The organism is Sorangium sp. KYC3313 (assembly GCF_052075895.1).
GTDB lineage: Bacteria > Myxococcota_A > Polyangia > Polyangiales > Polyangiaceae > Sorangium > Sorangium cellulosum_B.
In genome coordinates this window covers 3,063,707-3,086,749 of sequence record NZ_CP197255.1, presented here as the reverse complement: position 1 = coordinate 3,086,749, position 23,043 = coordinate 3,063,707, and the positions used below count along the sequence as shown (strand labels likewise).

The 23,043-nt window shown below is 72.5% G+C and carries 21 protein-coding genes; 11 read left to right on the top strand and 10 right to left on the bottom strand.

Annotated features, from left to right (window positions below):
* Positions 1-51 precede the first annotated feature (51 nt).
* Positions 52-1,521, top strand: coding sequence for an alginate export family protein (locus ACSRUE_RS12165; protein ID WP_441291134.1), 1,470 nt, complete (start codon positions 52-54; stop codon positions 1,519-1,521).
* Between the two features lie 149 nt (positions 1,522-1,670).
* Here ACSRUE_RS12165 and ftsH read toward each other — a convergent pair whose 3' ends face one another.
* From ftsH to mnmA, 7 genes are all read right to left on the bottom strand, one after another.
* Positions 1,671-3,617 (bottom strand): ATP-dependent zinc metalloprotease FtsH, encoded by a 1,947-nt coding sequence (gene ftsH / locus ACSRUE_RS12160; protein WP_441291133.1) that lies wholly within the window; start codon positions 3,615-3,617, stop codon positions 1,671-1,673.
* A gap of 163 nt (positions 3,618-3,780) precedes the next feature.
* Positions 3,781-4,782, bottom strand: a complete 1,002-nt coding sequence (gene tilS / locus ACSRUE_RS12155; RefSeq protein WP_441291132.1) for a tRNA lysidine(34) synthetase TilS — start codon at positions 4,780-4,782, stop codon at positions 3,781-3,783.
* Entirely contained in the window at positions 4,779-5,015 is a 237-nt protein-coding gene (locus ACSRUE_RS12150; RefSeq protein WP_441291131.1) for a hypothetical protein, read from the bottom strand. Before ACSRUE_RS12150 ends, tilS begins: the two co-directional genes overlap by 4 nt.
* A gap of 128 nt (positions 5,016-5,143) precedes the next feature.
* The gene (locus ACSRUE_RS12145) at positions 5,144-6,541 is read right to left on the bottom strand and encodes a class I SAM-dependent RNA methyltransferase (protein ID WP_441291130.1); all 1,398 of its coding nucleotides are present in this window, start codon (positions 6,539-6,541) and stop codon (positions 5,144-5,146) included.
* Positions 6,538-8,808 (bottom strand): protein kinase domain-containing protein, encoded by a 2,271-nt coding sequence (locus ACSRUE_RS12140; RefSeq protein ID WP_441291129.1) that lies wholly within the window; start codon positions 8,806-8,808, stop codon positions 6,538-6,540. The genes ACSRUE_RS12145 and ACSRUE_RS12140 overlap by 4 nt, the downstream gene beginning before the upstream one ends.
* Positions 8,809-8,998: 190 nt before the next feature.
* A complete protein-coding gene (locus tag ACSRUE_RS12135) occupies positions 8,999-9,652 on the bottom strand; it encodes a hypothetical protein (RefSeq protein WP_441291128.1) in 654 nt (217 codons plus the stop codon).
* Complete coding sequence (gene mnmA / locus ACSRUE_RS12130) at positions 9,649-10,725, bottom strand: tRNA 2-thiouridine(34) synthase MnmA (RefSeq protein ID WP_441293081.1); 1,077 nt, start codon at positions 10,723-10,725, stop codon at positions 9,649-9,651. The genes ACSRUE_RS12135 and mnmA overlap by 4 nt, the downstream gene beginning before the upstream one ends.
* A 264-nt stretch (positions 10,726-10,989) precedes the next feature.
* Here mnmA and ACSRUE_RS12125 point away from each other — a divergent pair, with 264 nt between their 5' ends.
* A complete protein-coding gene (locus tag ACSRUE_RS12125; protein ID WP_441291127.1) occupies positions 10,990-12,282 on the top strand; it encodes a response regulator in 1,293 nt (430 codons plus the stop codon).
* A 40-nt stretch (positions 12,283-12,322) separates the two neighbouring features.
* Here ACSRUE_RS12125 and ACSRUE_RS12120 read toward each other — a convergent pair whose 3' ends face one another.
* On the bottom strand, positions 12,323-12,931 hold the full coding sequence (locus ACSRUE_RS12120; protein ID WP_437764304.1) for a CPBP family intramembrane glutamic endopeptidase: 609 nt from the start codon (positions 12,929-12,931) through the stop codon (positions 12,323-12,325).
* A gap of 93 nt (positions 12,932-13,024) precedes the next feature.
* On the opposite strand from ACSRUE_RS12120, the gene purQ reads away from it, so the two are divergent.
* The 4 genes from purQ to ACSRUE_RS12100 all read left to right on the top strand — a co-directional run bounded on the left by purQ (position 13,025) and on the right by ACSRUE_RS12100 (position 16,334).
* Positions 13,025-13,750 carry a phosphoribosylformylglycinamidine synthase subunit PurQ gene (purQ, locus tag ACSRUE_RS12115; RefSeq protein WP_441291126.1) on the top strand — a complete coding sequence of 242 codons (726 nt, stop codon included), beginning with the start codon at positions 13,025-13,027 and terminating at the stop codon, positions 13,748-13,750.
* Positions 13,747-14,553: a zinc ribbon domain-containing protein gene (locus ACSRUE_RS12110; protein ID WP_441291125.1), complete on the top strand. Its 807-nt coding sequence runs from the start codon at positions 13,747-13,749 to the stop codon at positions 14,551-14,553. Before purQ ends, ACSRUE_RS12110 begins: the two co-directional genes overlap by 4 nt.
* Positions 14,531-15,832: a DNA methyltransferase gene (locus tag ACSRUE_RS12105; protein WP_441291124.1), complete on the top strand. Its 1,302-nt coding sequence runs from the start codon at positions 14,531-14,533 to the stop codon at positions 15,830-15,832. Before ACSRUE_RS12110 ends, ACSRUE_RS12105 begins: the two co-directional genes overlap by 23 nt.
* A gap of 160 nt (positions 15,833-15,992) precedes the next feature.
* On the top strand, positions 15,993-16,334 hold the full coding sequence (locus ACSRUE_RS12100; protein ID WP_437943322.1) for a hypothetical protein: 342 nt from the start codon (positions 15,993-15,995) through the stop codon (positions 16,332-16,334).
* Between the two features lie 69 nt (positions 16,335-16,403).
* Here the strand turns inward: ACSRUE_RS12100 and ACSRUE_RS12095 are convergent, their stop codons facing one another.
* Positions 16,404-17,693, bottom strand: coding sequence for an NAD(P)/FAD-dependent oxidoreductase (locus tag ACSRUE_RS12095; RefSeq protein WP_441291123.1), 1,290 nt, complete (start codon positions 17,691-17,693; stop codon positions 16,404-16,406).
* Between the two features lie 81 nt (positions 17,694-17,774).
* Between ACSRUE_RS12095 and ACSRUE_RS12090 the strand changes: the two genes are divergently transcribed.
* The 5 genes from ACSRUE_RS12090 to ACSRUE_RS12070 all read left to right on the top strand — a co-directional run bounded on the left by ACSRUE_RS12090 (position 17,775) and on the right by ACSRUE_RS12070 (position 21,860).
* Complete coding sequence (locus ACSRUE_RS12090) at positions 17,775-18,086, top strand: 2Fe-2S iron-sulfur cluster-binding protein (RefSeq protein ID WP_437764298.1); 312 nt, start codon at positions 17,775-17,777, stop codon at positions 18,084-18,086.
* Between the two features lie 328 nt (positions 18,087-18,414).
* A complete protein-coding gene (locus ACSRUE_RS12085; RefSeq protein ID WP_441291122.1) occupies positions 18,415-20,079 on the top strand; it encodes an isocitrate lyase/phosphoenolpyruvate mutase family protein in 1,665 nt (554 codons plus the stop codon).
* Between the two features lie 4 nt (positions 20,080-20,083).
* Positions 20,084-20,596 carry a thiamine pyrophosphate-binding protein gene (locus ACSRUE_RS12080; RefSeq protein ID WP_437943328.1) on the top strand — a complete coding sequence of 171 codons (513 nt, stop codon included), beginning with the start codon at positions 20,084-20,086 and terminating at the stop codon, positions 20,594-20,596.
* On the top strand, positions 20,593-21,156 hold the full coding sequence (locus tag ACSRUE_RS12075; RefSeq protein ID WP_441291121.1) for a thiamine pyrophosphate-dependent enzyme: 564 nt from the start codon (positions 20,593-20,595) through the stop codon (positions 21,154-21,156). Before ACSRUE_RS12080 ends, ACSRUE_RS12075 begins: the two co-directional genes overlap by 4 nt.
* Positions 21,153-21,860, top strand: coding sequence for an NTP transferase domain-containing protein (locus ACSRUE_RS12070; protein ID WP_437943330.1), 708 nt, complete (start codon positions 21,153-21,155; stop codon positions 21,858-21,860). The genes ACSRUE_RS12075 and ACSRUE_RS12070 overlap by 4 nt, the downstream gene beginning before the upstream one ends.
* 58 nt (positions 21,861-21,918) lie before the next feature.
* On the opposite strand, the gene ACSRUE_RS12065 is transcribed toward ACSRUE_RS12070, so the two are convergent.
* Entirely contained in the window at positions 21,919-22,791 is an 873-nt protein-coding gene (locus tag ACSRUE_RS12065) for a CDP-alcohol phosphatidyltransferase family protein (protein ID WP_441291120.1), read from the bottom strand.
* Between the last annotated feature and the right edge of the window lie 252 nt (positions 22,792-23,043).

Here is a 23,043-nt window from a genome sequence, read left to right as displayed (position 1 = left end):
CTGGCCGCACATCTGCAGTTCGACGTCCCCGCGCTCCGGCCCTCCTCGCTGATGATCCGATCCCTGCCGTTCGCCTCCATCGCTCTGGGATCGGCGCTCCTCGCGCTCACGTTCGCGCCCAGGAGGGCGGCGGCGCAGGCGTCGCCGCAGTCGGAGGGCTTGGCCGTCGGCGGGTTCACGTTCCGCCCCTCGGTGGAGCTCCGGCTCCGCGGAGAGTTCCGCCGGTACCCGGTCGACACGGGCGGCGACGTCTACAGCTCGAACGCGGTGCTCGCCGAGGGCTTCGGAGGCGCGCTGCCGCCGCTCAGCGACACGGGCAACGTCGTCAAGACGCAGTGGTTCTTCGCCCAGCGCGCGCGCCTCGGGCTGACCGTCGAGCGCGGCCCCGTCACGGGCGTCGTCACGCTCCAGGACGCGCGGCTCTGGGGGAACGACGACGCGATCTTCGTCGGGCCGGGCGAGCCAGCCCTCCCGCAGACGGCGCCGTACGAGGCGTACATCGATCTGCGCGCGCGCTCGGGGCGCCGCGCCTTCATCCGGCTGGGCCGGCAGCGGATCGCGTGGGGGGATGGCCGCCTCGTCGGAGCGGACGACGAGACGCTCACCGGGCGATCGCTCGATGCGGTGCGCGCAGGGCTGCAGCTCGGCAACATCGACCTCGAGGCGATGGCCGTGCTCCTCGCTGCGCCAGGAGGCGCCCCGCCCGAGGTGGCGGGGACGCGCAAGCCCATCGCCGCCGGGACAGGGTCCCAGCTCTACGGCCTGAACGCGATCTGGCGGCTCGCCCCCCTGCTCCACCTCGAGGCCACGGCGCTCGCGCGCATCACCCGGGAGCCGCGCCCGACCTGGCTCACGCCCGGCGACACCGTCGTCCTCGACGCGCGCGTCTCCGGTGACCGCCGGGGCTTTCGGTACGCGATCGAGGGGGCGTACGAGCTCGGTCGTGTGGCCACGTTCGCGGCCGACCGCGCTCTCGGCGCGTTCGCGGCCGCAGCGCGCGCAGAGCTCGAGACAGCGCTCCCCGCCCACCTCACCTTCAGCGCCCGCGGCGCTTACGCGACGGGCGACGACGGCGCGCTCGCGGTGGGCGAGACGCAGCGCCGCTTCGATCCGATCCTGCCCGACGCACAGAACAACCACGGCCCCATGGGGCTCTACGCGTGGTCCAACGTGATCGAGGGGGGCGGAAGCGTCCGCGCCTCGCCCTTCGACCCGCTGACCGTCTCCGCCGGATACACGTTCGTCGGCCTCGCCTCTCCAGCAGGCAGGTGGGTGACAGCGCGCCTCCTCCCTGTCGGCGCCGCCAGCGACAACGAGAGCCGGACGCTGGGCCACGAGATCGACGTCTCGCTCGCCTTGCAGCCATGGGAGCCGCTGCGCCTCGCGCTCGGCTACGGCCTGTTCCTCTTCGGTGACGGCGCCCAGGCGATCTTCACGAAGGCGAACCGCGCGCACGACGACGGCCGCCCGGCGGATCTGCAGCAGTGGGCGTTCCTGCAGGCAACGCTGACCGCCCCCTGAGGCGATCCGGGGGGCGCGCCGGCTGCGCGCGCCGCTTTTCTGATGGGGAAGGGAATCGAGGAGGCTCGGGGCGCCGCGCCGTCCCGCGTGGCGCCCCAGGTACGCGGGGGCCGCCCGAGAGGCATCGGGCTCCGCCCCGCGCTTCGGGATCAGGTGCTCGGGGCGGGCTTCGGGGTGCCGAAGATGCTGGCCGCGCGGCGCTTCTCCTTGGCGGCGCGATCGCGATCGCTGTAGCTCGGGATCACGACGCGCTGGCGCTGCGGCAGCTCGCGGCCACCGACGATGGCGTCGACCTCCTCGGCGTCCAGCGTCTCGCGCTCGAGGAGCGCCGTGGCGAGCCGCTCGAGGATCTCGCGGTTGTCCGTGAGGAGCTGCCGCGCCTCGGCGTGGGCGTCGAGGATGAACCGCCGCACCTCGTCGTCGATCTGGTTGGCGATCGTCTCCGAGTAGTCGCGGCGCCGGCTCGTGAAATCGCGCCCGAGGAACACGCTCTCCTCGTCAGCGCCGTACGAGATCGGCCCGATCACGTCGCTCATGCCGAACTCGGTCACCATGCGCCGCGCGAGGTTCGACGCCTGCTTGATGTCGTTGCCCGCGCCCGTCGTGAACTGGCCGAACACGATCTCCTCCGCCACGCGGCCGCCCATCAGCACCGACAGCCGCGCCTTGGCGAAGTCGCGCGACATGCTGAGCCGGTCCTCCTTCGGCAGCTGCTGCGTGAGGCCGAGCGCCGGGCCGCGCGGGATGATCGTCACCTTGTGGACCGGATCCGAGAACTTCTCCAGGAGCTTCGCGACGAGCGCGTGCCCGGCCTCGTGGTAAGCCGTGGTCCGCTTCTCCTCGTCGCTGATGACCATGCTGCGGCGCTCGGCGCCCATCAGCACCTTGTCCTTGGCCATCTCGAAGTCGACCATCGAGACGACGTCCTTGTCCTGACGCGCCGCGAGGAGGGCCGCCTCGTTGACCAGGTTCTCGATGTCGGCGCCGACGAACCCGGGTGTGCCCCGCGCCAGGATCTCCATGTCGACGTCCGGACCGAGCGGGACCTTCTTCGTGTGGACCCGGAGGATGCCCTCGCGGCCGCGCACGTCGGGGCGGTTCACGACGATGCGCCGGTCGAAGCGGCCAGGCCGCAGGATCGCAGGGTCGAGGACGTCGGGGCGGTTCGTCGCGGCGACGATGATCACGCCCTCGTTCGACTCGAAGCCGTCCATCTCGACGAGCAGCTGGTTCAACGTCTGCTCGCGCTCGTCATGACCGCCGCCGAGCCCCGCGCCGCGGTGGCGACCGACCGCGTCGATCTCATCGATGAAGATGATGCACGGCGCGTGCTTCTTGCCCTGCTCGAACAGGTCGCGCACCCGGCTCGCGCCGACGCCGACGAACATCTCGACGAAATCCGAGCCGGAGATCGAGAAGAACGGCACGCCCGCCTCGCCGGCGATCGCGCGCGCGAGGAGCGTCTTGCCCGTCCCGGGGGGGCCCATCATCAGGACGCCCTTCGGGATCCGGCCGCCGAGCTTCTGGAACTTCTTCGGGTCCTTGAGGAACGCGATGATCTCCTCGAGCTCGTCCTTCGCCTCGTCGATGCCCGCGACGTCGGCGAACGTCACCTTGTTCTGCGCCTCGCTGAGCAGCCGGGCGCGCGACTTGCCGAAGCTCATCGCCTTGCCGCCGCCGGCCTGGAGCTGGCGCATGAACAGATAGAACATCACGAGCAGGAAGACCGTCGGCAGGAGATACATGATCGCCCCCGGCCAGAACGGCGACGTCTCCTCCTTCTCGAAGAACACCGCGACCTTGTTGTCGACGATCGTCTTCGTGATCTCGTCGGCGTTGTCAGGCCCGATCGTGACCTTCTTCGTCTTCGTCCCGCTCTTCGGGTCCTTGACCCAGAAGGTGTACTCGCGGTCCTTGATCGTGACCGACTCGACGTGCGGCTCCTTGTCCTTGGCCTCGACCTGGACCTGGGCCATGAACTCGCTGAACGCGACTTGTGTGGCGGGCCGGGAATCCGGGCTCAAGAACTGCCAGATCGCCAAGAACATCATGATCAGCAGAACCCAGAGCAGCAGCGTCTTGTGCGATTGCTTCACGAGGACCCTCTAAGCTCGCGCGGCGAGCCGGCGTGTACTGAAATTGTACGCGTGTTCCAGTCAGCATGCCACCCGTCGGCTCGGTCGTCGACCGCGGGTCTCGACCGTGGTGACACGGCGAAAAAAGGGGGCTCGACAGCGGCCGCGGGTGGGGTGCATGCGGTCAGGTCCCGCGACGCGCAGACCCATCCTCGATAAGCACGCTGGACTCCTCTGGAAAGCCCACGGCGATCTCTTCGCCGCCGCGAACCCGGACGCGCAGCGGCCGCCCCAGCTTGCGAGCCCGCTCGATCGCGAATCGCTGCGCCCGACCGAGCGGAATCGACGGCGGCTCACTGCCGTCGAGGACGTCTGAATCGCCGCCAGGCGGCCGATCTCGCCCGGCGACGAGCATGTCCGAGAGCGCGCAGAGGTGGTCGACGATCGCCGGCGACAGGTCCTCGAGGAGCGGGAGGAGCTCGCGGCGGACGCGGACACGGGTGAAACGGGGATCCCGGTTGCTGGGATCCTCTGCGAACGCCAGTCGATGTCGGCCGAGGTGGGCCAGGACGTCGGCGCGGCGGGCCTGGAGCAAGGGGCGGATGAGCTCGATGCTCGCCGCCGGGGCCGGCAACACGCCGCCACACGCCGCGCCGGCGACGTCGGACGGGAGCGGGGCGCGCGGCGGCAAAACGGCGAGCCCACGCGGCCCCGCCCCCCGCAGCAGGCGCAAGAGCACCGTCTCGGCCCGGTCGTCCGCGGTGTGGCCGGTCGCGATCGCGCGGGCGCCGTGCGCCGCCGCGGCGGCTGCCAGCGCGGCAAACCGGGCGGCGCGCGCCCTGGCCTGGAGGTTCGCACCGGGAGCCACGTCCACGCGGGTCTCGGCGTAAGGGACCCCGAGCTGTTCGGACAGGTCGCGCGCGATCGCGAGCTCGGCCGCGGCCGCGGCGCGGAGGCCGTGGTCGACGCCGTGCGCGACCACCTCGTGGCCGATCCGCCGCCGCAGCAGCGAAAGGACGTGCAGCAGGGCGGTCGAGTCGGGGCCTCCGGAGCAGGCGCAGAGCACGACGTCGCCGCGAGCGAGCAGCCGCTCGTCCCGGATCAGCCGCTCGGCGAGGCGGATCAGCGACGGGGGGTGCGACCGGCCTCGCCTGGGCGGCGGGGGAGGTCCAGCAGGAGGGCTCATCGCAGCTCGAACGCTTTGCAGAAGATGATCTCGTCGCGATCCTCGAGCGAGGTGCTCAGGTGCGGCGCGACCGGGTAGCCAAGCGAGCAACGAGGCCCGCGGCCAGGCGGCCCGGCGCCCGCCTCGCCGGGGTCGGGGGACACCGGATCGAACGAGGCGCAATCGGGGCAGGCGAACACGAGACGATAGCGCCGCGCCTCTTCGCGGAGTCGATCGTCGAGGTGGTGAATCATCCCTGGCAGCGTAGCGCAAGCCGCCGGGTGACGGCGCCACGCGGCCGCTCGCGGCCCTCCGGCCGAGCTCGGCGGAACAGCGCTCGGCGCGGCGAGCAGGACGGCATGCCCGCGCGGATCAGCGCGCGTCAGCGCGCGGACTTGCGGGCGCGGGAGAGCCGCACGATCGACTCGATATGGCTCGTCTGGGGAAAGAGCTCGACCGCCTCGATGTCCGTGATCTCGAAGCCGCCGCGGAGGATCCCGCCGAGATCGCGCGCGAGGGTGGCCGGATCGCAGGAGACGTAGACGACCACGCGCGCGCTCGAGGCGGCGATCGCGCGCGCCGCGCCGGGAGCCCCGCTGCGCGGGGGATCCAGCACCACGACGTCGGTGCGGGCCGGGATCGGGTACTGATCGGCGTCCGCCTCGATCGCCTTGCCGGCGAGGCCCCGGGCGGCGAGGTTCTGCCGCAAGCAAGCGACCGCTGCGGACGAGAGCTCGACGGCCGTGAAGGACGCGGGCCCCGGGGGGCCGGAGGCCGCGGCCCCGGCGGGCTCGGCGGCCGGGGAGGGTCGCAGCGCGCCGCGCGCGAGCAGCACGGAGAGCGTCCCGCTCCCGGCGAACAGCTCCAGGACGTGCGGCGCGCGGGTGGAGTCGAGGTGGGCGAGCTCGGCGGCGCGGCGGGCGAGGACGGCTGCCCCCTCCTCGGACGGCTGCCCGAACCCGCCCGGCGCGAGGAACAGCGGCAGGCCGTCCGCTCCCAGGATCGCGGGCCGCGGATCGCCGAACGACGCGGCCTCGCGCGCCCCGTCGAGCGTGACGCGGGCGCCGGCCCACTCGCCGCGCGCCGTGCGCTCGTCCAGCCGCTGCCACACGGCCGGCGGCAGCTGGCCACGCCACAGGATCTCGACCACCGGGCGGCTCGAGGCGCCCAGCGAGATCAGGACATCGCCCTCCCCCACGGCTCCATGGAGGACGCCGGGCAGCTCGCCGGCGAGCGGCGCGATCGCGTCGACAAGCACCACGCAGCGATCGACCGCCGCCACGGCGTGCGTCCTCGGCGCGCGATACCCCACGCGCACCTCGCCGCGCTCCGCGCGCGCGAACAGCCTCGCCCGCGACCGGTAGCCGAGCGGCAGGGGGGCCGGATGGACGCGGATCGGCGGCAGATCGGCCTCGGCGAGCGACGTCGCCCGCGCGATGGCCTGCCGGACGATCTGCTCGTGCGCGGCCTGCTGCGCCTCGATACGGACGTGCATCCAGTCGCAGCCGCCGCAGGCGTCAGCGAAGCGGCACGGCGGAGCGACGCGGTCGGCGCTCGGCTCGACGACGCCGATGAGCCTGCCCCTCGCCGGGCGTGCGCTCCTGTCGAGCTCGACCTCGACAAGATCACCCGGCGCGGTCCCAGGGACGAAGACGACCTCGCCCGCGAGCCGGCCGACCCCCGCGCCTCCGGCGGCCAGCGCCTCGATGCGCAGCTGAGCTCGCTCGCCGGGGCGCTGCCGCGCCCTGGCGCCGTTCGAGCGGCGGTGGACAGACTTCATCCCTTCATCGTAAGGCGCTGCAGGCGGATCCGGCCGGGGTGGACGACGGACGCTCGGTCGCGGGCAGCGAGAGAGAGCGCGCGAAGGGCCCCCGCGGCGCTCCCCGGCACGCAGGAGCTCGACTGGCCCGTGGTGGTCGCGTCCGTCGAGGCGGGCGACGCAGGGCCAGCGTCCACGCCGCTGGAAGGCGAGGACTGCGCGGCGCTCGTCTTCATGTAGATCAGCGCGCCGATACCGAGCACGCACAGCACGGTGAGGGTGATGACGGCAACGAGCACGAGCGTGTTCCTGCCGTTCCCCTTGGACGCCGCGTCCTGCGTGGCGGCCCAGATGGCCGCCGGATCCGGGCGCGGCAGGGAGAGCGCTGTCTCGATCTGCGACTGTGGAGGCTGCGCTGTCGCCGCGGACGCGAACAGCTGGGCCTGCCCCACGGTCATCGGCGCCTGGGCCGCCTGCACCGGCGAGCCGACAGGGGGCGCATGGGCTGCGGCATGGCCATTGAAGGGGAGCGCGTACGGGACCGCGGCGTGCGCCGGCGACGGCGCGGCGACGGCAGGGGTCCTGGTCATCCGCGCGTGACGCGCAGGCTCGTTCGCGCTCTGCAAGACCGGCGGTGGATCCTGCGACGGGAGCGCGAGCGTGGACGCGAGCGGGTTGCCCAGATCGCTGTCCAGGAGGCCTCCCTTGGGGAGGGGCGCGAGCTCGCCGGTGTCGAAGTCGCGCGGAGGGTACGGGCTCGAGGAGAGCGGAGGCGGAGCAGGATCGTGGCCGCCGGGCACGCGCGGTGGGCCCGGGTAGGCCGGCGAAAAGCCGGGGCGCGCCGTCGGCATGCCAGGACGCACCGTGGCAATGCCGGACTGGACGCCGGCCTGGCGAGGCTGCGCAGGCGCCGGCTCGGGCACCATGCCGGCCGCCGGGCGCACCATCGGTCGCTCCCCATGAGGAGGGGAGCGCACCGGCTCGGCTTGCTCGCGCGTCGCGACCGTCGTCGGGACATCCTCATCGTCATCCATCAGCGATGAGGCGACCATCTGCCTGTCGTCCGCGCCCCTCGACGGCGGGCGCCCGACCGGCGCGATCCCGCTCGCCGGCGGAGCGTTGTGCCGCAGGATCTGCGGCGGCGTGAGGCGCTGCTGCGGCTCAGGCTCCCGACCGCGGCTGCGCAGCCCGACGCTGTCCGTGGCCGTCGTCGAGCTGCGCGCGCGCACCTGCTCGACGTTGATGGTGGACGTCACCTCGGCGGCCCACGCGAGGTGCGCCTCGCGCTTCTGGATGCGATCGACGAACACCTGCTGCACGAACTGCGCGACCTCTTCGGAGCCAACGAAGACCCCGCTCCTCATCAGGAAATTCTGCAGCGCTCGCGAGAACTCACGCGCGGTCTGGAAGCGGTCTTGCTTGTGCTTGGCGAGCGCCTTCATGACCACGCTCTCCAGCTCGATCGGATAGTCGGGCACGATCGTGGACGGCGGCGGGACCACGCAGGCCTGCACCTTCTCGAGCGTGTCGAGATCCGTATCCATCCGGAAGAGGCGCTGGTTCGTCGTGAGCTCCCAGAGGACGACCCCGAGCGCGAACACGTCGGTCGTGCGATCGATCTCGTTGCCGCGCACCTGCTCGGGAGACATGTAGGCCAACTTGCCTTTCAGCGTTCCCGCGCGGGTGGACGACAGCCGGTCGGCCACCTTGGCGATCCCGAAATCCACGACCTTGGTGTAGCCGTCGTAGGTGAGGAACAGGTTGTGCGGCGTGACGTCTCGGTGCACCAGGCCGAGCAGCTGGCCGTTCTTTCCGCGCAGCTCGTGAGCGGCGTGGAGCCCCTCTGCGGCATCGGAGCAGATGCGCGCGGCGAGCTCGGGCGAGATGCGCAGCCGGCGCTCCTCCGCGCGGCGCATCACCTCCCGGAGCGGCTCGCCGTGGAGGTACTCCATGGCGATCCAGTAGGTGTTGTCGTCCTTCCCGAGATCGAAGACCTGCGCGACGTTGGCGTGGTTGATGCCAGCCGCGATGCGCGCCTCATCCAGGAACATGTCGACGAACTGATCGTCCTCGACCAGATGAGGGTGGATCCGCTTGATCGCGACCCACTTTTGGAAGCCGCCCGGGCCATCCATGCGAGCCAGGTGAACGCTCGCCATTCCGCCCACCCCGATCTCGTCGACCACACGGTAACGGCCCAGGAAGTAGGTCCCCTGCTGCTTCTCGGACTCCTTCGCGCGCGCTTCGAGCGATGAATGGGTCGACCCGGGGCTTGGAGGTCCGCCCATTCGCGATGCGGGTCGAGGCGGGGGTTGGGGCATGAGCGGTCACTACTTTACCGCGAGTTCGCGGCGCTTTGCCATGTCGTCTCGGCCAGGACACCTTCCAGATGGTCAGCTTCAATCCACCCGGGCGCTGAAGGCGCCTGTCCCGACAGGTAGGACACCACCTGAAACCCAGGACGGAGTCGTGGCGGGCTCAGGGGAACGGTTGCCCAGGTTGACCCCGCTCGAAGTAGAAGCGGAACCCCCCGGTGACCCGCGAGAGGAGCTCCCGAGGGATGGCGTCGGCTGGATGACCGAGCCCTGCGTCGCGCGGATCGCCGACCCAGACGTCGAACGTCGCGTCGGTGTACTTGTCGACCGCGTCCGTCTCGTTGGGATCGCCGCTGAACAGCGCCTGGAACTTGATGGTCCCATCGACGGCGTAGAGCACGATGTTCTGGTTGTGGCAGGACCGCTGGAGGTAAAGCGCCATGTGCACGAGCGGCGCGAGCCCCTCCGGCTTCGGGGTCGGTGGAGGCGAGCCCGGCAGCTGGACGCCGGGCGGGAGCCCGACGCTCAGGTCGACGTCGAGCTTGTTCACGGTCCCGTCCCCGCGGATGAGGTCGACGTCATCGATCAGGACCGCGAGCCCGTCCGAGATCTCCTGCAGATCGCTCCCCCGCTGCACCCGGACCTGCAAGGTGGAGCGGTAGGGGACCGCGGCGAAGAAGTCCGGGTTCATGTCGTAGCTGTCGTCCCAGCAGCCGGCCGCGCGCAGCCGTTCGCTGACGACCTCGCCTTCCCCCTGCCCGAGCGAGCACCCGAGCGAGAGCGCGCAGGCGAGGGGCGCGAGCGCACGGGCCCTCATGACGCCTCCTGCGAGCGGAGGGCCGCCTTGATGCGGCCTCCCCCAAGGACGCGATCGCCCCGGTAGACCACGGCCATCTGCCCGGGGGAGACGGACCGCACCGGGCTCGCGAACCGCGCCACGAAGCTCTCCGCGCCCGTCGCGGGGTCGCGGCGCCGCTCGATGATGCCAGGCGCCGCCTCGTGCCGCGCGCGCACCCGCACCTCGGCCTCCAGGGGGAAGACCGCGTCGTCGCACCACACCGCGTCGGCGATCTCGGCGCCCGCGGCGTACAGATCGCCCTCGTCGCCGAGGCGCACCGCGCCGGACGCGGCGTCGAGGCCCACGACGAACGCGGGCCGGCCGAGCGAGACGCCGATGCCCTTGCGCTGGCCCACCGTGAAGCCGTGCACCCCGCCGTGCGACCCGACCACGCGGCCGTCCCGATCGACGATGGGGCCGGGGCGGAGCCTGTCCGCGGCGCGCTCGGCCACGAACGGCGCGTAACGGCCGGAGGGGATGAAGCAGAGCTCCTGGCTCTCCCCCTTCTCGGCGCCCGGGAGCCCGCGGGCGATCGCCTCGGCGCGCACCTCGTCCTTGGTCGAGTCGCCGAGCGGGAAGAGGAGCCGCGACAGCTCGTCCGACCGGAGCATGTGCAGGAAATAGCTCTGATCCTTGTGCCGATCGCGGCCGCGGTAGAGGCGAGCGCCGCCGTCCTCCAGGACGACCCGCGCATAGTGGCCCGTGGCGACCCACGAGACCCCCAGCCGCTCCGCCAGCGGGAACAGCTCCCGGAGCTTGACGGAGCGGTTGCAGGCCACGCACGGGCTCGGCGTCTCGCCCGCGAGGTAGGCCTCGACGAAGGGGTCGACGACGTGCTCGCGGAACAGGGCGCGGCGGTCGAACGTGTAGTGCGGGATCCCGAGGTGGTCGGCGACCCGACGGGCGTCGTGCTGATCCTCGGGCGCGCAGCAGCGGCTCTTGACGCTGCCGTCGTCGGGGTAGTCCCAGAGGTGCAGCGTCACGCCGACGACCTCGTATCCAGCGTCGCAGAGGCGCGCCGCCGCGACGGACGAGTCGACTCCGCCGCTCATCGCGATGAAGACGCGAGCCCCCGACGAGGCCCGCTCGCCGGGCCGCGCCGTACCGTCGGCCTCTCGGACCAGAGTTGCCATTTCCGTTCTTATAGCGTGGATTCCTCGCCGCGGCCGGACGCCGCGGGCGAACCCGCGCGGGATGCCGCGGCGAGGGCTCGCGCGAGGAGCCGGGACGGCGGCGCGCCGGCGAATGAATGATCAGGCTGGCTCTCCGCCATTCACCCTTGGCCACCCCCGCAGGGCGCGTGTACCGTCTGCCAGATGCCGAGCGGGGTCGTGCTCGTGATCGAGGACGAGGAGGTTGTCGCGGACCTGCTCGCCACCGCGATCCGGGAGGCAGGTTACGAGGTCGTCTTCTGCCCCACCGCGGAGGCCGGGCTCTCCACCGCCTGCACCCTGGAGCCCGAGTGCATCGTCTGCGACATCGGCCTGCCCGACCACGACGGCTACTGGGTCGCGCGCAACGTGCGCACCCAGCCGTCCCGGGTATCGGTCACCCCCTTCCTGTTCCTCTCCGCGCTCGACGACCAGGAGGCCCGCCTCGAAGGGTTCCACGTGGGCGCCGACGTCTACATGACCAAGCCGTTCCGGGTCGGCGAGGTCGTCGCGCAGATCGGGGCGCTCGTGCAGATGGCGTCGCGCCTGCGCCTGCGGCGGGACAGCCTCATGTCCATCCCGACCTCCGTCGATCAGACCGCGATCGAGGGCGATCTCAGCCAGATGTCCATCGCGACCGTCCTCACGGTCCTCGAGATGGAGCGGCGGTCGGGCGTGTTCGAGGTGAGCAGCAAGAAACGTCGGGCTCAGCTGGACATCGCCGAAGGGTGCATCGTCGAGGGGACCGTGGGAGGCACGCGCGCCTCGGCGCTCGCCGCGCTCCGCACCATGCTCAGCTGGAAGGTCGGACGGTTCGCGTTCGTGCCAGGCATCCGCCCCCTGCCCGCGCAGCGGACATCCATCGCTGCGTACCTGCTCGAGGCGACCCGGCTCGAGGACGAGAGCGCCCGCGTCGAGCTGCCACTCCCGCCGTCGCGACGCCGTCCGGAGCCCCGGAGCGCGACGACGGCGCTCGGCGGGCCGTCGTCCATCCTCGACGACGTCGCGCCGCCGTCATCGCGCGTCGTGTTCGAGGAGCGCCTGCGCCGCGGGCCCACCCCTGCGCCGCCGAAGGGCTCCGACCCCGGCGTGGCGATCGCCGAGGGGCCGCCGTCGCTCGAGCTGAGCTTCGAGCTCGAGCTGGCGGCCCCGGCGGCGCCGCCGACGCTGCCCTCGCTGGCCCGCAGGACAGCGAAGCCGTCGAGCCAGCGCGGCGTGCGCGTGGCGGAGAGCGAGCCTCCGACGCTCCCGCGAGGCGGGAGCCGAACGCCGCCCTCGCGACCGTCCTCGCCAGGCCGGGCGCGGCAGAGCGCCGTGGAGACAGGCGAGCTCTCCCGCGGGACCATCGCTCCCCCAGAGACCCAGCCGGCGAGCCATGAAGGCCCGCCGCGCGCGACCCCGATCCCCCCGAGACCGATGCCGGCCAGGCCTCCCCGTCCCGACGCGAAGAAGCGCTGACGGCAGGAAACGGGGACAGCGAGGAAGCGGAAGCGCCGATCTAGAGCGCCGTCCGCTGCTCCACCTCGCCCGGATCGTGATCGCGCAGGTAGCTCAGGTTGACCGCGTTCACGACGGCGTGCGCCACGATCGGCCCGACGAGCGACCCCGTCGCCGCGAAGATGGCGCCGAGCCCCGCGCCCACGCCCACCGCCCAGCCGATCCACACCCAGCGGCTCGGGCCGCGCATCTGGTGCATCAGGCCGAAGAGGATCGCGCTCAGCAGCACGCCGAGGAGCGGCGTCAGGAGCCCGCGGAAGAGCAGCTCCTCCCCCAGGCTCGAGAGGCCCGCGAGGAGCAGGATCTGGCCGAGCGAGAAGTCGCGCGCGACCGGGCGGAGCTCCGCGTGCAGGCGCCGAGCCCAGCTGAACCGGGCCACGGCGACGCGCGTCGTCACGATGACGCCGGCCGCCAGCGTGAGGCCGAGCGCGGCGCTTACCAGCAGCGCGGCCAGCGGCGGCAGCGCGAGCCACGGGCTCGGGTGGATCCACGGCCATCCATCCCGCAGCACCAGGCCCAGCGAGATCGCCAGCGCCGCGAGGACGAGATAGCCGGACGCCGCCTGCACCGTCGCGTCGGTTCGACCGGTCCGCGCCCATCGCGACGCCATGTCCCATCATGGCACGCCAAAAGAAGCCGGTGAAGCCGCGCGCGCCGTCAGGACCCCTGGCCGAGCGCCGGCAATCGGAGTACGTCGACCGCCATGCACGCGACCGTGGTCATCTTCCCGGGCTCCAACGCCGATGCCGAAATGATCCATACGCTCCGCGACGTGCTCCAGGTCCGCACGTCGACCGCCTGGCACCGCGACGCCGATCTCCCCGCAGGCACCGATCTCGTCGCGATCCCCGGCGGGTTCTCCTACGGCGATTACCTGCGCTGCGGCGCCATCGCGCGCACGAGCCAGATCGTCCCCGCCATCCGGCGGCACGCGGAGCGCGGCGGCCTGGTGATCGGCGTCTGCAACGGGTTCCAGATCCTCACCGAGGCGGGGCTGCTCCCGGGCGCCCTCACCCGCAACGCGCACCTCCGCTTCGAGTGCCGCGACGTCTTCGTGACGCCGCGCGCGGAAGGGCCGTTCACGACCGGCCTGCCACGGGTGCTCCGCCTGCCGATCGCGCACGCCGAAGGGCGCTACCAGGCTGATCCGGAGACGCTCCGCAAGCTCGTCGAGGAGCGCGCCATCGCGCTGCAGTACTGCGACCGGGAGGGGCTGGTCGGCGGCGACGCGAACCCCAACGGATCGGCGATGGACATCGCCGGCATCTACGGCGGGCCCCGGCGGAACGTGCTCGGGCTGATGCCGCACCCCGAACGGATGAGCGAGCCCTTCCAGGGCCAGGGCCGCGCGGACGGGCGCGCCCTGTTCGACGCCGTGCTGCGCAGCGTGGGCGGCGCCCGCCCGGCCCCATCCGCGAGCGCGCCGTGAGCGACGCGTCGCCCGGCGCCGCCCGCTGCCGCGTGTGCGACGCGGCGCTCGCGCCGGAGGGCGATCGCTGCCCGCAGTGCGGCGCGGCCGCGCGCGCCGAGGCCTGCCCGCACTGCGGCGGCGTGACCGGCGTCTCGGCGCACCCCGAGCTGCGCTTCGCGTGCGACGCCTGCGGCGGCCCGCGCGTCCCCGTCGCCGACGCCCGCGTCGAGCGATCCGGCCGCGAGGTGCCGCTGCTCCAGAAGGCGCGCGCGGCGGCCTCGGCGCGCTCGGTCTGGCGCGCCGCGGGCGTCGCGGCCAGCGCGCTGCTCGGCTTCGAGCTCTTCCTGTTCGCCGTGCTGCTGCTCGTCCTCAACGCGAGCGTCGGGCTCTTCACCGCCGGCCTCCTGACCATGGCGCCCGTCGGCGCCTTCGCCCTCTGGGCGCTCCGGCGGGCGAAGTCGCGGAGCCGGGACATCGCGCCCGCGCTCGACGCCGCCTGGGTCTCCGTCGCCTCCGACGTCGCCCGCCAGGCCGAGGGCCCGCTCACCGCCGGCGGGCTCGCCTCGACCCTCCGCGTCGCCGAGTCCCAGGCCGAGGAGCTCCTCGCCCTGCTGGAGGTCAACGACGTCGTGCGCGGCGCGGTGAGCCCCGCGGGCGAGTTCGGCTATGCGCCGAAGCTGCGCGTCGGCGCGGCGCGCGGCGAAGACCGGGGCGAGGCGGGGGCCGAGGGCGTGGCGCGCGCCCTCGCCGCCGAAGAGGAAGCCTTCGCTGCCGAGCCCATGACGCAACGGACCGCCCATGTCGACCCCGCGAAGCGCTGATCCCAAGCCGAAGCCAGGCCCGCCGCAGCAGAAGGCCCGCGCGGGCCGGCCCGCGCCCCAGGAGCGCCGCGCCCTGACCCACATCGGCGGCGCGACGGTGCTCGAGGGCGACCCCGAAAGCGCCGCGAAGCTCGCCCACGCGCTCGACGTGGCCAGCTCGAGCACGGCGGAGGAAGCGGCGCGCGCGCACGTGCACGGGTTCCACAGCTACCCGGCCCGGATGCACCCGGACACCGCCCGCCGGCTGATCGAGGGCCTCTCGAGGCCGGGCGAGCGGGTGCTCGACCCCTTCTGCGGCAGCGGCACCGTCCTCGTCGAGGCCCGGCTCGCGGGCCGGGCGGCGATCGGCGTCGACGCGAACCCGCTGGCCGTGCGCCTCGCCCGCCTCAAGGTGCAGGGCAGCACCGCCGGCGAGCGCGAGCGGCTCGTCGCCGCCGCCCGCGAGGTCGCGGCCGCTGCCGATGAGCGCCGCAAGGCGCGCGCCGGTCCGAGCCGCCGGTACGGCCCCGAGGACGTCGCCCTGTTCGAGCCGCACGTGCTCCTCGAGGTCGACGGGCTCCGCGTCGGCCTCGACCGCATCGCGGGCCACGGCGCCGACGCGCTCCGCGCCGATCTCGAGCTCGTGCTCTCCGCCATCCTGACGAAGCTCAGCCGCCGCACGTCCGACACGTCGGAGCACGAGCTGCCGCGGCGGATCGCCGCCGGCTATCCGGCGCGGCTCTTCCTCCGCAAGGCGGAGGAGCTCGCCCAGCGCCTCGCCGAGGTCGCCGCGCCGCTCGAGGCGAGCCCCCCCGCGCTCGTCGAGGAGGGAGACGCGCGCGTGCTCCGCGGCGTCGAGGCCGGCTCCGTCCACCTCGCGATCACGTCGCCGCCCTACCCGGGCGTGTACGACTACCTCGCCCACCACGAGGCGAGGCTGCGCTGGCTCCGGCTCCGCAGCGCCCGCTTCGAGCAGGACGAGATCGGGGCCCGTCGGCACCTCGACCCGCTCGGCCCCGACGCCGGCCGCGCGCGCTGGCGCGACGAGCTCGGCGGCGTGCTCGCCGCGCTCGCGCGCGTCCTCCGGAGCGGCGCGCCGCTCGTGCTGCTGATCGCCGACAGCGTGGTCGCCGGCGCGCCGGTCTACGCGGTCGACGTGGTCAGGGCCGCCGCGTCCGGCGCGCGCTTCGCGGTCCGCGCGGTCGCGTCGCAGCCGCGCCCCCACTTCCACCGCCCCACGGCGCGCGCCTTCCAGCGCCGCCCGCGCCACGAGCACGCCATCCTGCTGATCCGCACCTGACCCGCGCGGCGCAGGCGCTTGGCAGGGCGCGCCGCCGCGCAGGAGCCACCGAAAATTGCCCCACGGCGCGGGCTCATGGCAGGGTGCACCGGCGTCGGGCAGCGCGCGAGGCGGCCAGCACCGGCCTCCTGCGGCGCGCGGCGCTCCGGCGCGCGCGACCATGGCGAGAGCTCACCTGGCACTTCTTCTCTGGGGCACCTTCGCCCTCGGCTGCGGCAAGGCAGGCGGCGATCCGGGGATGGCCGACCTCGACAGCACGGGGGTCGACGCCTGCGACAGCTACCTGGTCGCGATGACCACCTGCGCCGGCAAGCTGCCCGCGGAGAGCAGGAAGAGCCACGAGGCCGCGATCCGGATCGCGCGCGACGTGCTCGAGGCCAAGGCGGAGGCCGACGACGAGGCGCTGGAGGGCGACGCGAGGGCGGAGGCGCGCGTCGCGCTCGCGGCCGCCTGCAAGCAGATGAGCGACGCGGTCCTGGACCGCGAAGCGTGCGGCCGCTGAGCGCCGGACGGCCGAGCGCCCGGGCGAGCGCGCGCGCGACGAGGCACACGCTCGGCCGCCCGCCGCGCTTCACGCGAAGGCGGGCACCTCCGCCGGATACTGCTGCCGAAGGAACGAGGCCCACTGCGGCCGCCGCTCGGCGTGGAACACGTCGCCCGCGAGCATGCTGGTGATGAGCTTGCGCATCGTGGGCCGCTGGTTCGGCTCGAACAGCGTCTCCCGGAACTGGCCTTTGTAAAAGCCCTGAACGACCCCCAGGAAGAGATCGACGGCGTAGCGGATCTCCGCCTCGTAGGCCGCGAACGCGGCGCGCGAGGTGTCCCCGGCGTCGAGCGCGCGGTGGATGGTCGTGGCGGCCAGATCGGCGCCCTTGATGGCGAGGTGCGCGCCCGTCGAGAAGAGCGGGTCGAGGAACCCGCCCGCGTCGCCCACGAAGAGCCATCCATCTCCGGCGAGCTGGTCGATCCGGTACGAGAAATCGGCGAGCGCCCCCACCGGCCTGACGCGCCGCGCGCTCGCGAGGAACTCCCGCGCCCAGCCGCTCTGCGCGACGGTGCGATCGAACAGCTCGTCGAGCCGCTCCCCCTTCGCCCGGCCCCGGATCCAGCTCGACGACACCACCGCGCCGACGCTCGTCACCTCGCCGCGGAACGGGATGAACCAGAACCACCCGTGCTCGAAGAGGACGATCTGGATGTCACCCTGGTGGATCCCCTCCTCGCGGGGCACGCCCTCGTAGTGGGTGAACAGCGCGGTCTTGTCGAGCTCGGCCAGCTGCGCCTTCCGCCGCATCCTCGACGCGAGCAGCGTGTCCCGCCCCGTCGCGTCCACGATCACCGGCGCCCGGAGCTCGACGACGTCGCTCGAGCCGGCGCGCGCGGCCGCGGCCTCCTCCGGCCCGGCGCCGTCGGATCGAGCGCGGGGCCGCGCGCGCACCCCGACGGCGCGGGGGCCCTCGAACACCACCTCGACGGCCTCCCACGACTCGCGCACCTCCGCCCCGAGCTCCGCGGCGTGGCGGAGCAGCAGCTGGTCGAACGCGTCGCGCTGCACCTGGTAGGCGAACTCGAACCTCGGATCGAACGCGTCGGCGAAGCTGTACGTCCGCGTCCGCCCCGTCGACGAGCACAGGAACCGGGCGCCGTATTTGCGGAGGAAGCGCGCGTCCAGCTCCTCGTCCAGCCCGAGCCGCTCGAAGACCTCGCGGGACCGCGGCAGCAGCGACTCGCCGATGTGAAAGCGAGGGAACCGCTCGCGCTCGAGCACGAGGGCCCGGCGGCCGAGGCGGGCCAGCGATGCGGCGAGCGTCGACCCACCCGGCCCTCCGCCGAGGATGATTGCGTCCCAGCGATCCGTCATCGCTCGTCGTATAATGCGTGCCGACGCCCGAGAAAATGCGCTCTCGGCGTCGCGCGCCTGGTTCGGGAGGAGGGATCGGCGGTGCCCACGGTCGTGTTCGAGGACGGCGCGCTCGGCCCCGCCGTCACCGCGGAGACGGGAGCCGGCAGGCTCATCGATGTCTGCGACGGCGCGCGCGCTCCGATCGTGTTCTCGTGCCGCGACGCGCGCTGCGCCACGTGCCGCGTCGAGGTCGTCGAAGGGGAGCAGCTCCTCGAGCCGCCCGCGCGCGGCGAGCGCGATCTGCTCGAGCGCTTCGGCGCCCCGCCGCGGCTCCGGCTCGCATGCCAGGCGGTGCTCCGCGCGGGCCCCGGGCTGGTCCGCTTGCGCGGGGTCGTCGGCCGCGAGGGCTGAGCGGCAGGGGGCGCGAGCATCGCGCGCGCCCGCCATCAGGCACCGCCGCAGCGCGCACGTCCCTGCGGCGGAGAGCGCGCTCCGCCGCCCTCGCGATCGTCTGCTCCGGTCGTGCCCTGCCATTGGCGGCACTGGCGAACGGTGTTAAGGCAGGCCCCGTTCTGAAGCCCGGCTCCTCGGGGAGGAGAGCGAGATCAGGCGCCCCCCGGAGCTGCCCGCGCGCGGTGACGACGGGACGCCGCTCGCCGGGGACACGCACCGCGGCGCACGCGGGCGCGGTCGGCCGCCGGGCAGAGATGGCAACACCGCGCGGAGGAGTGGAGGAGACGTGACCAAAGCCAGGAAGCTGCGCGAACTCATGGCCCGCCCCGGGCCGATCGTCATCATCGGCGCGCACAACGGGCTCTCTGCAAAGATCGGCGAAGAGGCAGGGTTCGACGGGCTCTGGGCTTCCGGCTTCGAGATCTCCGCGAGCTACGCGGTGCCGGACGCGAACATCCTCACGATGGCGGAGAACCTCCAGGCCGCCAAGATGATGAACAACACGTCGCTCCCGGTCGTCGCGGACTGCGACAACGGCTACGGCAACGCCGTCAACGTCGTCCGCTGCGTCGAGGAGTACGAGGCGGCAGGCATCGCGGCGATCTGCATGGAAGACAACATCTTCCCGAAGCGCTGCAGCTTCTACGCCGGCGTGAAGCGCGAGCTCGCGGACGTCGAGGAGCACGCGCTCAAGGTCCGCGCGGCGAAGGCGACGCAGAAGGATCGCGACTTCGTGGTCATCGCGCGGACCGAGGCGCTCATCGCCGGCTGGGGGATGGAGGAGGCGCTCCGCCGCGGCCGCGCCTACGCGGACGCGGGCGCCGACATGGTCCTCATCCACTCGAAGAGCAAGGACCCGGACGAGGTGCTCTCCTTCGCCCGCGCGTGGGACCGCCCGAACACGCCGCTCGTCTGCGTGCCGACGATCTACCGCACGACGAGCGTCGACACGCTGCACAAGGCCGGCTTCAAGCTGATCATCTTCGCGAACCACGCGATCCGCTCGTCGATCAAGGCGATGACGGAGACGCTCCAGACGCTGAAGCGCGAGATGTACACCGGCAGCGTCGACGACAAGGTCGTGCCGCTCGAGCGCGTCTACCAGCTCGTGGGCGTCGACAAGATGAAGCAGGAGGAGTCGAGCTTCCTGCCCTCCGGCAGCCCGGGCGTCACCGCCGTCATCCTCGCCGCCGGCCAGAGCCAGGGGCTCCTGCCGCTCACGGAGGAGCTGCCGAAGCCGATGCTCGACCTGAAGGGCAAGAGCATCCTCGAGCGGCAGATCGACGTGCTCAACGCCTGCGGCGTCAAGGACGTCGCCGTCGTGCGCGGGTACAAGAAGGAGGCGATCAAGGTCCCGAACGCCCGCTTCTACGACAACGACGAGTACGCGACGACGAACGAGGTGGTCTCGCTCTTCCGCGCCTCCAAGGAGCTGAGCGGGCCGTTCCTCTTCCTCTACGGCGACATCGTGTTCGAGCGCGGCCACCTCGAGAAGCTCCTCAAGAGCCCGGCGGACATCTCGATCGTCGTCGACCGCGCGTACGCCGAGGGCCAGCGGCCCAAGGACGCGCGCGGCGTGCCCGACCTCGTGGCCCTGAAGGACGCGCAGGAGGCCGGCTACCGCTTCGTCGGCGCCGAGGCGCCGCACCGGGTGGCCCGCGTCGGCCGCGCGATCCCCGCGGGCGAGGCGCACGGCGAGTTCGTGGGCATGGCCATGTTCACCGCGAAGGGCGCGCGCCTGCTCACCGACTGCTACCACCAGCTGCAGGAGAGCCGCGCGAAGGGCGGCTTCCACGAGGCCGAGTCGCTCCGCAACGCGACCTTCACCGACCTGCTCCAGGAGCTCGTCGACCGCGGCGCGGACGTGCAGGCGATCGACGTTTACAAGGGGTGGCTCGAGATCGACACGTTCGAGGACTACCGTCGCGCCTGGGCGCTCATCAAGGAGTGAGGCGATGTCCCACGGTTCAGGCAAATCGTATGCACCCGAGTTCGTCGCCGCGCTCAAGGAGGCGGGGTTCGACTTCTTCGCGGGCGTGCCCTGCTCGCTGCTGAAGGGCCTGGTCTCGCGGCTCGACGCCGACACGAGCGCCCGTTACATCTCGGCGACCCGCGAGGACAGCGCCATCGGGATGGCCTTCGGCGCCTGGCTCGGCGGCAGGCTGCCGATGGTCCTGATGCAGAACTCCGGGCTCGGCGTCTCCGTGAACGCGCTGGCCTCGCTCAGCACGATGTACGAGGTGCCCACGCTGCTCGTCATCTCCTGGCGCGGCGAGGGCGGCAACGACGCCCCGGAGCACATCATGATGGGCGAGATCATGCTCCCTATCCTCGATCTGATGAAGATCCAGCACCGCGTCCTCCGCGCCGCCGAGCCGATGGGGCCCCAGGTGCAGTGGGCGAAGGACGTCATGCTCTCCACCAGGCAGCCGGCGGCGCTCATCGTGCCCGCGGGGGTGCTCGAATGAACAAGCTCGAAGCGCTGAAGGTGTTCACGGCGGCGGTCGGCAAGGACGACCTCGTGGTCTGCTGCAACGGCATGATCGGCCGCGAGCTCTACACGACGCAGGACCGGCCCTCGAACTTCTACATGATCGGCTCGATGGGGCTCGGCCTGTCGATCGGCCTGGGGCTCTCGCTCGCGCAGCCGCGCAAGCGGATCTTCGTGCTCGACGGCGACGGCAACGTCCTCATGGGCATGAACGCCCTCGCCAGCGTCGGCAGCGAGCGGCCGGCGAACCTCGTCCACGTCGTCCTCGACAACCGCTCCCACGCCTCGACGGGCGGGCAGCGGACGATCTCGGGCGACGTGAAGCTCGAGTCGGTCGCCAGCGCGGTCGGCTACCGCGCCACGCACCGCGCCGACTCCGCCGAGTCCTTCGAGGCGTCGCTGCGCGTCGCGCTCGTGCAGCCGGGCCCGGTCATGGTCCTCGCCCTCGTCGACGGCGGCACCGTGAAGGGCATCGGCCGCGTCGCGGAGACGCCGCAGGAGCTCGCCTCCCGCTTCGCGGCCGAGGCGCGCCGATGAGGGCGATCCTGCTCGCCGCCGGCCGCGGCCGGCGCATCGGCCGGGACGCGCCCAAGTGCCTCATCTCGATCGAGGGCAAGACGCTGCTCGAGCGCCACCTCGTGAACCTCACCGAGAGCGGCGTCACCGATCTGACGATCGTCGTCGGCTTCCGGCACGAGATGATCGAGGACGCGCTCGCCTCGCTCCGCCCTTCGCTGAAGATCGAGCTCGTCAAGAACCCGCGGTTCACCCACGGCAGCATCGTCTCGCTCCACGTGGCGGCCGACCGGCTGTCGGGCGGCGGGCTGTGGATGGACGCCGACGTGCTGTACCCCGCCGCGCTGCTGCGGCGCCTCGTGAGCTCGCCCCACGAGAACTGCCTGCTGGTCGACGCGAGCTCGGAGGAGAGCGGCGAAGAGATGATGGTCGGCGTCCGCGCCGGCCGCGTCCTCAAGATCGCGCGCCGCGTGGGCAAGGACTGGGACATCGCCGGCGAGACCGTCGGCTTCGCCAAGGTCGGCCCGCAGGGCGGTCGCGCGATGCAGCGCCTCCTGGAGGAGGAGGTCTCCGCCGGCCGCCTCGACCAGGAGTACGAGGCCGCGATGGACCGCGCTTTCCAGGAGGTACCGTTCGGTATCGAGCGCGTCGACGACCTGCCCTGGACCGAGATCGACTTCGAAGAAGACGTGGAGAAGGCCCGCCGCCTGGCGAGCGCCCTCTAGAGCGGGCGCTGAGGGGGACTCGCGGATCCGAGCTCGGCGGCGCAGCCCATCGCCGAGCTCAGGCCACGGCCAGCTTCGCGCGGCGGGATGCGCCGCGGAGGAACCAGCCGTTCAGCCAGACGACCGCGACGATCCAGACGACCCCGCCCGTCGCGAAGAAGACCTGGCCCAGCCAGAGCTGGTTCACGAGGAGCGTCAGCACCACCATCGACAGGAACGCGTCGCCGTTCGATATCGCCCAGAGCGCGCCGATGAGGCGCGTGAGCGGCGACGCCTCCTCCCGGATCAGCTGCTTTACCTGATCCGCGCTGGTCGAGGACTGGCTCCGCCGCGGGTCGAACCACTCGTGCTCGAACGCCAGGTGCCCCATGCGCCCGATGAAGACATCGAAATGGGCAAAGAACGAGGAGGAGGGGCCGAGCGCCTGGATCTTCCGGCGCAGCACGTCCGCCGTCTCGTCGGTGCCCGTCTCGAAGATCGAGCAGTACTTGAGCTTGAAGTAGTCCGCGGAGAAAGAGCGCAGCGCCCCCTGGAGCAGCGCGATCAGCAGGAGTGCGTTCGTGGGCACGGCCGCGCTCCACGGGCCCTCCGGCGGCGGGTGAAGGTGAAGGTGCCAGAAGATGCCGGCATAAAGAAAGACGACGCCCAGCCAGTCGGCCAGGCCGTCAATGGCGTGCCCGGCGGGGCTCACCATCCTCTTCGCCCGCGCCAGCGCGCCGTCCACGCAGTCCAGGATGGAGCGGAGCTCGAACACGAGCGCCCCGGCGATGAGGTGCCTCGGATCATCGAACGTCACCAGGTAACCGGCCAGCGCGGCGAAGAGCGGCTGAACCAGCGTCACCTGGTTCGGCGTGACCGGCGTCCTCATCAGCGCCCGCACGATCCAGCGCGCGATCGGGTACCGATAGTAGCGATTGAGCGGGTCCTCCATCCGCATCTTCCAGCCGCCGGGCACACCGCCGGACTGGGCGGCAGGTGTCGAGCTCTCGGCAGCAGCGCGCGGTTCAGGCATCGGCGACCCCGGCCCGGACTCTAGGGCAGCCGCCCCCGGAGACCAACTGGATTGCGACCTCTCGATGGACATGGCGTGACAGATCGCTGCAAGCCCGCGCCCCGGCGCCACGCCGCGCTCTCCAGCGCGTATCCCGCGCCTCCGGCGACCAGCTGCGTAGTTGGTTGCGCT

Bases quoted from the DNA above. Each gene is read 5' to 3' on its own strand.
- ACSRUE_RS12165 (WP_441291134.1), top strand. From the start codon at position 52: ATGATCCGATCCCTGCCGTTCGCCTCCATCGCTCTGGGATCGGCGCTC.
- tilS (WP_441291132.1), bottom strand. From the start codon at position 4,782: ATGAGCCCTCCTGCTGGACCTCCCCCGCCGCCCAGGCGAGGCCGGTCG.
- ACSRUE_RS12150 (WP_441291131.1), bottom strand. From the start codon at position 5,015: ATGATTCACCACCTCGACGATCGACTCCGCGAAGAGGCGCGGCGCTAT.
- ACSRUE_RS12145 (WP_441291130.1), bottom strand. From the start codon at position 6,541: ATGAAGTCTGTCCACCGCCGCTCGAACGGCGCCAGGGCGCGGCAGCGC.
- ACSRUE_RS12140 (WP_441291129.1), bottom strand. From the start codon at position 8,808: ATGGGCGGACCTCCAAGCCCCGGGTCGACCCATTCATCGCTCGAAGCG.
- ACSRUE_RS12135 (WP_441291128.1), bottom strand. From the start codon at position 9,652: ATGAGGGCCCGTGCGCTCGCGCCCCTCGCCTGCGCGCTCTCGCTCGGG.
- mnmA (WP_441293081.1), bottom strand. From the start codon at position 10,725: ATGAGCGGCGGAGTCGACTCGTCCGTCGCGGCGGCGCGCCTCTGCGAC.
- ACSRUE_RS12125 (WP_441291127.1), top strand. From the start codon at position 10,990: ATGCCGAGCGGGGTCGTGCTCGTGATCGAGGACGAGGAGGTTGTCGCG.
- ACSRUE_RS12120 (WP_437764304.1), bottom strand. From the start codon at position 12,931: ATGGCGTCGCGATGGGCGCGGACCGGTCGAACCGACGCGACGGTGCAG.
- purQ (WP_441291126.1), top strand. From the start codon at position 13,025: ATGCACGCGACCGTGGTCATCTTCCCGGGCTCCAACGCCGATGCCGAA.
- ACSRUE_RS12105 (WP_441291124.1), top strand. From the start codon at position 14,531: ATGTCGACCCCGCGAAGCGCTGATCCCAAGCCGAAGCCAGGCCCGCCG.
- ACSRUE_RS12100 (WP_437943322.1), top strand. From the start codon at position 15,993: ATGGCGAGAGCTCACCTGGCACTTCTTCTCTGGGGCACCTTCGCCCTC.
- ACSRUE_RS12095 (WP_441291123.1), bottom strand. From the start codon at position 17,693: ATGACGGATCGCTGGGACGCAATCATCCTCGGCGGAGGGCCGGGTGGG.
- ACSRUE_RS12080 (WP_437943328.1), top strand. From the start codon at position 20,084: ATGTCCCACGGTTCAGGCAAATCGTATGCACCCGAGTTCGTCGCCGCG.
- ACSRUE_RS12075 (WP_441291121.1), top strand. From the start codon at position 20,593: ATGAACAAGCTCGAAGCGCTGAAGGTGTTCACGGCGGCGGTCGGCAAG.
- ACSRUE_RS12070 (WP_437943330.1), top strand. From the start codon at position 21,153: ATGAGGGCGATCCTGCTCGCCGCCGGCCGCGGCCGGCGCATCGGCCGG.
- ACSRUE_RS12065 (WP_441291120.1), bottom strand. From the start codon at position 22,791: ATGGAGGACCCGCTCAATCGCTACTATCGGTACCCGATCGCGCGCTGG.